This window comes from Variovorax paradoxus, assembly GCF_009498455.1.
Classification (GTDB): domain Bacteria; phylum Pseudomonadota; class Gammaproteobacteria; order Burkholderiales; family Burkholderiaceae_C; genus Variovorax; species Variovorax paradoxus_H.
In genome coordinates this window covers 128,569-135,993 of record NZ_CP045644.1, presented here as the reverse complement: position 1 = coordinate 135,993, position 7,425 = coordinate 128,569, and the positions used below count along the sequence as shown (strand labels likewise).

At 68.8% G+C, this 7,425-nt stretch carries 6 protein-coding genes; 2 read left to right on the top strand and 4 right to left on the bottom strand.

Going from position 1 to position 7,425, the window contains the following annotated elements; translation table 11 throughout:
• The first annotated feature begins 89 nt into the window (after positions 1–89).
• Complete coding sequence (locus tag GFK26_RS00625) at positions 90–638, top strand: RNA polymerase sigma factor (protein ID WP_153280405.1); 549 nt, start codon at positions 90–92, stop codon at positions 636–638.
• A gap of 40 nt (positions 639–678) precedes the next feature.
• Here GFK26_RS00625 and GFK26_RS00620 read toward each other — a convergent pair whose 3' ends face one another.
• Complete coding sequence (locus GFK26_RS00620) at positions 679–1,494, bottom strand: class I SAM-dependent methyltransferase (protein ID WP_153280404.1); 816 nt, start codon at positions 1,492–1,494, stop codon at positions 679–681.
• Positions 1,491–1,877 carry a cupin domain-containing protein gene (locus GFK26_RS00615; RefSeq protein ID WP_153280403.1) on the bottom strand — a complete coding sequence of 129 codons (387 nt, stop codon included), beginning with the start codon at positions 1,875–1,877 and terminating at the stop codon, positions 1,491–1,493. The genes GFK26_RS00620 and GFK26_RS00615 overlap by 4 nt, the downstream gene beginning before the upstream one ends.
• Positions 1,878–2,020: 143 nt before the next feature.
• Here GFK26_RS00615 and GFK26_RS00610 point away from each other — a divergent pair, with 143 nt between their 5' ends.
• On the top strand, positions 2,021–5,200 hold the full coding sequence (locus GFK26_RS00610) for an ATP-binding protein (protein ID WP_153280402.1): 3,180 nt from the start codon (positions 2,021–2,023) through the stop codon (positions 5,198–5,200).
• Between the two features lie 14 nt (positions 5,201–5,214).
• Here GFK26_RS00610 and GFK26_RS00605 read toward each other — a convergent pair whose 3' ends face one another.
• Both GFK26_RS00605 and GFK26_RS00600 read right to left on the bottom strand, forming a co-directional pair.
• The gene (locus GFK26_RS00605) at positions 5,215–5,700 is read right to left on the bottom strand and encodes a DUF305 domain-containing protein (RefSeq protein WP_153280401.1); all 486 of its coding nucleotides are present in this window, start codon (positions 5,698–5,700) and stop codon (positions 5,215–5,217) included.
• A 47-nt stretch (positions 5,701–5,747) separates the two neighbouring features.
• On the bottom strand, positions 5,748–7,412 hold the full coding sequence (locus GFK26_RS00600; protein ID WP_153280400.1) for an alpha-amylase family protein: 1,665 nt from the start codon (positions 7,410–7,412) through the stop codon (positions 5,748–5,750).
• Positions 7,413–7,425 lie beyond the last annotated feature (13 nt).

Below are 7,425 nucleotides of genomic sequence, written 5' to 3'. Positions count from 1 at the left end.
TTTGCACGTGGGGGGAGGGTGGGGCGTGCGTCGGCCATTGCGCAGGTCCGGCCATTTTTTGCAGATGCAGTCACGAAGGCACATCCGTCATGGACATGAGCATTCAACTTTGCCTGGCGTCTTCCGAAGAAGGCGATGCCGGCCATGGCGTCGCGCTGCTGCGCGACTGCCTGGTGGCCAACTACCAGCGCCTGCACCGGCGGCTGCTGCGCCGCCTGGGCTGCGCCGACCAGGCCAGCGACTGCCTGCACGACGCCTGGCTGCGGCTGGGCGACGGCGCTGTTCCCGATGCGGTGGACAGCCCCGAGGCCTATGTGTTTCGGGTGGCCTGCAACGTGGCGGTGGACCGCCTGCGCGCCGACCGGCCCGGGCAGTACAGCGGCGATGCGGCCGTTGAACTGGAAAGCTTCGCGGACCCCTCGCCCGGTCCCGAGCCCATTGCCGAGGCCCGCTCCGGCTTGCTGGCGGTGGAGCGCGCCATGCGCGGCTTGCCGCATCGTCACCAGGCGATCTTCATGGGCTTGCGCATTCATGAGCTGACGCGTGACGAGGTGGCCGCCCGTCACGGGCTCTCGCTGCGGCGTGTGGACACCACCTTGCGCCAGGCGTTGGCGCACTGCGCGCAGTCGCTGCGCTGACGGGCCTTCGGGGACGGCGCGTCAGCTGTGCCGACGCCGATCAGCTCACCTCCACCGTCACCCGCAGGAAGGTCGCGGCGATCAGGCAGGTGTTGGGGTACTGGCTCTGGTTCTGGCTCTGGAACAGCGTGACCAGTTCCGTGCGCAGTTCGTCGGTGCGCCCGGCCTTGGCGGCTGCGTCGAACGCGTTCATGGTCGGGCCATAGAACTGCCGGAACGTGTCGACGAATTCCTCCGCTGTGCCTTTGAAGTCGAAGATGTAGCTGTCGCGTTCGCAACGGATGGCCTCGGCGGCAACCCCCGCCGCACCGAAGCGCTCGACGATGTTCGGGGTCGAACCCCAGCCCATCGGGCTCACGAAACCCTCAGGGGGCGGGGGCGCATACGACGAGCTGATCTTCAAAATCTGCGCCACCAGCGTGGGGTCGTTGGGGATCCAGTTGCCCATGAGGATGCGCCCGCCCGGCCGCGTGACGCGCACCATCTCCCGTGCCACGTCGAAGGGCTTGGGCGCGAACATGGCGCCGAACATGCTGATGACCAGATCGAAGGACGCGTTCTCGAGCTGCAGCTCGCAGGCGTCGCCTTCCTCGAACCGGCAGCTGGCCGACAGCCCGGCCTGTGCCGCCCGCCGGTTGCCCGCGGCGACCAGGTTGGCGGCGATGTCGATGCCCAGCACCTGCGCGCCGAGCTTGGCGGCCGGCAGGGCGGTGTTGCCATCGCCGCAGCCGAGGTCCAGCACCTTCATGCCGGGCGTGATGTGCGCGTGGCGCACGACGTCTTCACCGCTCTCGCGCATGCTCTCGGCGATGCGGGTGAAGTCGCCTTTTTCCCAGAGGGCCTTGTTCGGGTTCATGACTTCACCTTCTCGATCATGTGGTTGATCACCTGCGTGTGCTCGTGTTGCGGGCTGAACATCACGATCTCCGCGTCGGCGTCGACCTTGACGTTGTGGCCGGGCGGCCAATAGAACAGGTCGTTGGTCTTGACCGTTTCCTGTCCCCCGGCATCGTCGGTGGTGGTGATCTGGCCCTTGAGCACGAATCCCCAGTGCGGGCAATGGCACGAGTTGTGGTTCAGGCCCTGGAAGAGCGGCGTCGTGTCGACGCCCGCCGACAGCGTGAAGTACTCGCCGCTGATCTTGCTGTAGCCGGTCGCGTCGCCGAAATTCAAGCGCTGCCGGATCACGGCACCGGGAATCTCCATCTTCACGTCGACTTCGTCTTTTGCCATGTGCATGAGGTGCTCCTCGAGAGGTTCGCGGGCGCGGGGGTGGTGCGTCTATTCGTTGCACCCGCCAGGTTCGATAGACGGCATACTGATGCTCCACGCTTGGCGTTCCTGAAACGTTCCCGGCCTTGTGTCGGTGGAAAGGAATCGCGATGTCGCCCTCAACGACTCCGTCGTCCGATGCCGTGTCGATCCGGCTGCTGGGCCCGTTTCGCCTGAGCGTGAGGCCGGCCGCGGTCGGGGTACCCTCCCAGACGCCGCCGGTGCCACTGGTCCCCCCGGTGCCGCTGACCCGGCGAGCCGCCGAGTTGCTGCAACTGCTGGCGCTGCAGCCCGACCGCAGCCTGGCGAACGAGCAGGTGGTGGAAGCGCTCTGGCCGCACCTGGACCCCGACGCGGGCAGCGCCAACCTGCGCAAGGCCGCGCACCACGCGCGCCAGTTCATCGGCCGGCCCGACGCGCTCGTGTTGCGAGGCGGCCGGGTGTTCCTGCTGCCCGACCGTGCGGTGGCGTGTGACGTCGACCGGTTCGAGCGCGCCGCCGACGAAGCCTTGGGCAGCGGCGATCCGCAGGCCTGCAAGGCGGCCGCGCAGCTCTACAGCGGCGACCTCCTGCCCGACGCCCGCTACGAAGCCTGGACCGAGGCGCCGCGCCAGCGCTTGCGCGACAAGTTCCTGCGGCTGTTGCGCCAGACCGGCGACCTGGAACGGCTGGTGCGCGAAGATCCCACCGACGAGGCGGCCCATGTCCAGTTGATGCGCGAGGAGCTGGCGGCCGGGCGGCGCTCTTCGGCGCTGCGCTGGTACGGCCACCTGCGCGACCACCTGCAGCAGACCTTGGGCATGCGCCCCGGCGCCTCGGCCGAGGCGCTGTACCGCGACTGCGTCGCGGGCCTGGAAGGCGCCGCGCCGCGTTTCGTCGGCCGTGCCATGGAGCTGGTGCGTGTGCTGGGGTGGCTGCGTGCCAGCCTCGCGGGCCGTCCAGGTGGCGCGGTGGTGCGCGCGCCGGCGGGCATGGGCAAGACCGCTTTCTGCCGCCGCGTCGCCGAAGAAGCGCGGGGCCTGGGCTGGCAGGTGCGCTCGTTGCAGGCCAGCGACTGGAGCCGGCCCTACGGCATCGCGGCCGACCTGGTGGAGCCCTTGCTCGGCGAACTGCCCGACGCGGCACAGGCCATCGGTGCGCACGCCCAGGCCGTGCTGGCGCAGATGACCGCCTCGGGCGACGTGCAACCGCTGGCCCTGCCGCTCGGGCGCCACCAGATGGTGGGCGCCGTGCGCCGGCTGCTGCTGGCCACCGCCTCGCAAAAGCCGGTGCTGCTCATCGTCGACGACGCGCACGCAGCGGACGACGCGAGCGCCGAGACGCTGACGCAACTGGTCGCGAGCGGCCCGCCGGTGTTCGTGCTGCTCGCATGTCGGCACGCGCTGCCGCCCCTGCTGGACCGGAACACCTCGCGCCTGCTGCGCGCCGGCCAGCTGGAGGCCCTTGAACTGGGGCCGCTGTCCGAGGAAGAGGCGGCGCTGCTCGCAGCCCGCTCGGCCGACGCACCGATGACAGGCGAGGTCGCCACCGCCATCGCGCGCCGTGCCGAAGGCCTGCCGTTTGCCGTGGTCGAGCTCACGCGCGCTGCAGCCACATCAGACGGCGCCGCGGGGGCGATGCCCCGCAGCGTGTCGTCGGCGCTGGCCGAACGCCTGTGCGACCTGGACCCCGGCACGACGGAGGCCCTGCGCCGGTTGGCGCTGTCGGCCGACGATTTCGACGTGGCCACGGCCGTGGCGCTGGCCACCGACGAGGGCCATGACGCGTTGGCGCGGCTCGACCAGGCGCTGGCCGCAGGCGTGCTGGTGGTGGCCGATGGCCGCTACCGTTTCCGCCATGCGCTCGTGCGCGAGGCGCTGGCCGAAGGCATCCCGCCGCACCGGCGTGTGCTGTTGCATCGCGACGTGGCGACGCGGCTGGAGCAAGGCGGCGCGGCGCCGGGCCTGGTGGGCCACCACTGGCTCGCCGCAGGCGATGCCGATCGGGCGATTCCCTGCGCGTTGGCGGCCGCGCGCCAAGCCTTTCGTCTCGGCGCCTGCGAAGACGTGTTGCGCCACGTCGAGCCGCTGCTCGCGCACCGGGCGACGCAGCCGGACGCACTGGCGCTGCGTGCCGAAGCCCTGGACGCGCTGGGCCGGCCCGGCACCCTGGCTGCTTACGACGCCGCCGCCGCTGTCGCGCCGGAGGCGCTGTCGCACGAATTGCGCGCCAAGCGCGCCCTGGCGCAAGTGAAGATGAGCGATCCGCCCGGTGCGCTGAAGTACCTGCAGGACGTGCATCCCACCACCGTGGCGGGGCGCCTGGCCGAAGCGCTGGCGTACAGCGGCGCGGCGGCCCTGGGCTTCGGCGACCCCGCCGAAGGCACGCGCCGGTCGGCCGAGGTGCGCCGGATTGCCTTGGAGACCGGCGACGAAGGCACGCTCGTGATCGCCTCCTGGTCGCAAGCCGCAGCGGCGCACGCGCGCGGCGACCTGCACGGCAGCATCTGGGCCGACCTCAAGGAGACGAGCCACCTGCCGCAGCTGGCGGTGCGCGTGTTCGACGGCCACCTGTGCATCACGCAGCGCTTCCTGTACGGCTCGCGGCCGTATGCCGAGGTCATCTCATTCGCCGATGCGCTGGCGACCGAAGCGCAGCGGCTGGGCGCGGCGCGCGGGCATGCATTCGCCGTCACGCTGCGCGGCGAGGCCTGGCTGCTCAGCGGCCAGCTCGACGCCGCCGAGCAAGACCTCGTGGCCGGCGGGCGCATGCACCGCGCGATCGGCGGTGCGACGGGCGAAGCGCTGTCGCTGCAGCGCCGCTCCGAACTGGCGATCTACCGCGGGCAGATGGACCGGGCGCGCGGCCTGCTCGACGAAGCGCTCGACGTCGCGCGGCAGTCCGATGTCGGCTTTCACCTGCTGGACCGCATCTACGGCACCCGCATCGCGATGGCCACGCAGCCCGATGTCGCACTGGGCGTCTTGGAGGAAGCCGAAGCCAACGTGCGCGGCCCGCTGGAAAGCTGCCCCGGCTGCCGCATCACCTTCGCCATCCCGGCCACCATCGCGGCCGCCAGGGCGCGCGAGCTGGACCTGGCGGCCCGCCACCAGCAGCAGTCCGAGTACCTGGCCCACGTGGTGATGAAGCTGCCGGCCTGGTACGCGTCGCTGCACGAGGCGCGGGCCCACATCGAACTGGCGGCGGGCCGTGTCGCTGCCGCGCGCGAAGGCTTCGCCGCGGCGGCACAGGAGTTCCGCGTCTGCGGCCATGCGCCGGACGCCGCGCGCTGCCAGGAACTGGCCGGCTAGGTAACCCCCCGGCGCTAACCCGCAGACAGCCTTTTCCGAATCGCATTCATCTGCTCGATCTCGCTACGCTGGGAGCTGGATATCCGCTTGCACAGCGCGACCAGTTCGGCATCCTTCAGCTGGGCCTCGCGGCACATGAGAATCGCGCCCGAGTGATGCGGCACCATCGACGCGATGAACTGCCCGTCGCCGATGAGGCTCTGCTGCCGCGTCCCGGCAAGGGCGGCGACAAACAGCATCGCGAGCCCGGTATAGAGCGCACCGTTGATCGCCTTGTTGCGGTACATCCCCCGCATCGTGGCCAGCATGAAGATGCCCATGGGCGCGACCATGCTGAGTGCCATGTAGAACATGTTGAGGTTGTTCCGGAAGTCGCCCCAGCCGTCGATCATGGAAAACATGAGGACGTACATGGCAATGAAGCTGAGCAGCATGTTCACTGCAAACAGGAGGTAGTTGTGGCTGCCTGTGTGCGCCGAGGCGTGTTCGCTATCTTTCATCTGGCTCTCCTTGGTGCGGGGTTGTTGATGATGAACAGGCGCTGCTTTCACATCTCGTCGCGCTTGAGAAGGTAGTCGAGCCGGCCGACCCGGAACCATCGGTAGCCGTAGGGCTCCAGAAGCATGCAGTGCCTGCCTTGAGGGTCGGCGCGGCTGTGCGCGTCCGAGAGCAGGTTGATCAGTTGCCCGCCGTGCTTGCCGAGCGCCTTGGCGGCGATCTTGATTTCCAGCGGGTTCTCGCCGAGGTTGTGCACGAAGAGGGCGCCGTTGCCTCGCCACTCGTAGCGCACGATGAGCACCGCGTGTTCGTCGTGCGAAATCACTTCGAAATCGCCCCATCCGATCTCCGGCACTTCCTTTCGCATCCGGAAGACGCGTTCCATCCAGTTGAGAAGCGACTCGGGGTCGCGCCGCTGGGCCGCCACGTTCACGTGCTCGAAGCCATACGCCCCGCCGGAGATGACGGGCAGGATGGGTTTCGACGACACGGTGAAACCGCCCTGGCGCTCGGTGGACCACTGCATGGGGGTGCGCGTGCAGTTGCGCTCTGGCAGGCTCAGGTCGTCGCCCATGCCGATCTCGTCGCCATAGCGGATCACCGGCGTGCCGGGCAGCGTGAGCATCAGGCTGTAGGCCAGTTCGAGGCGGCGCCGGTTGCCGCCGAGCATCGGTGCCAGCCTGCGGCGGATGCCGCGGTCGTACAGCTGCATGTCCTTGTCGGGCCCGAAGGCGGCGAACACGCGCGCGCGCTGCGCGCGGCTCAGGCGCCCCAAGTCCAGTTCGTCGTGGTTGCGCAGGAACATGGCCCATTGCGAGGTGGGCGGGCGCTCCCGCGTGGCCTCCAGCGCCTTCGCCAGCGGCCGCGCGTCGGCAATGGCCATGGCGTGGAACAGGTGCTGGTTGACCCGGAAATTGAACATCATGTGCAGCCGCTCGCCCTCGGCGCCGAAGTACGACATGTTGGTCCTGGGCAGCACGTTGGCTTCGGCCAGGATGATCGCGTCGCCCCGGCGCCACTGGAGCAGTTCGCGGAATTGGCGCAGCATGTCGAACTTCTCCGTGGGCCGAACCACTCCCGGCCCCTTGGCGCCGATCACGAAGGGCACGGCGTCCATGCGAAAGCCCGACACGCCCATCTGGGTCCAGAAGCCCATGATCTTGAGGATCTCCGCCTGCACATCGGGGTTGGCCGTGTTCAGGTCGGGTTGGAAATCGTAGAAGCGGTGGAAGTACCAGCGCCTTGCGATCTTGTCGAAGGTCCAGGTCGATTTCTGGACGCCGGGGAAAACCACACCGTCGGTGTAGCGGGCCGGTTTCTTGTCGGACCACACGTACCAGTTGTGATAGTTTGACTTTCGATCCTTGCGCGCCTGCTGGAACCAGGGGTGTTGCACCGAGGTGTGGTTGACCACGAGGTCCATCAGCACGCGCATGCCCAGGCGCGAAGCCGAGTGCGTGAACTCGACGAAATCGCCGAGCGTGCCGAAGCGCGGATCGACGTTGTAATAGTCGGAAACATCGTAGCCGTCGTCGCGCCCCGGCGAGGGATGGAAGGGCATCAGCCACAAGGTGGTGACGCCCAGGCCGTGCAGGTATTCCAGCCGCCGTGTCAGTCCTTCGAAGTCACCGCAGCCGTCGCCGTTGGAGTCCATGAAGGTCCCCACGGAGAGGCAATAGACCACGGCGTTCTTGTACCAAAGATCGTTGATCATCGCGGGGAACCTC

What these genes read in the sequence shown, in the direction of transcription:
- GFK26_RS00625 (WP_153280405.1), top strand. Translation starts at nt 90, where the DNA reads ATGGACATGAGCATTCAACTTTGCCTGGCGTCTTCCGAAGAAGGCGAT.
- GFK26_RS00620 (WP_153280404.1), bottom strand. Translation starts at nt 1,494, where the DNA reads ATGAACCCGAACAAGGCCCTCTGGGAAAAAGGCGACTTCACCCGCATC.
- GFK26_RS00615 (WP_153280403.1), bottom strand. Translation starts at nt 1,877, where the DNA reads ATGCACATGGCAAAAGACGAAGTCGACGTGAAGATGGAGATTCCCGGT.
- GFK26_RS00610 (WP_153280402.1), top strand. Translation starts at nt 2,021, where the DNA reads ATGTCGCCCTCAACGACTCCGTCGTCCGATGCCGTGTCGATCCGGCTG.
- GFK26_RS00605 (WP_153280401.1), bottom strand. Translation starts at nt 5,700, where the DNA reads ATGAAAGATAGCGAACACGCCTCGGCGCACACAGGCAGCCACAACTAC.
- GFK26_RS00600 (WP_153280400.1), bottom strand. Translation starts at nt 7,412, where the DNA reads ATGATCAACGATCTTTGGTACAAGAACGCCGTGGTCTATTGCCTCTCC.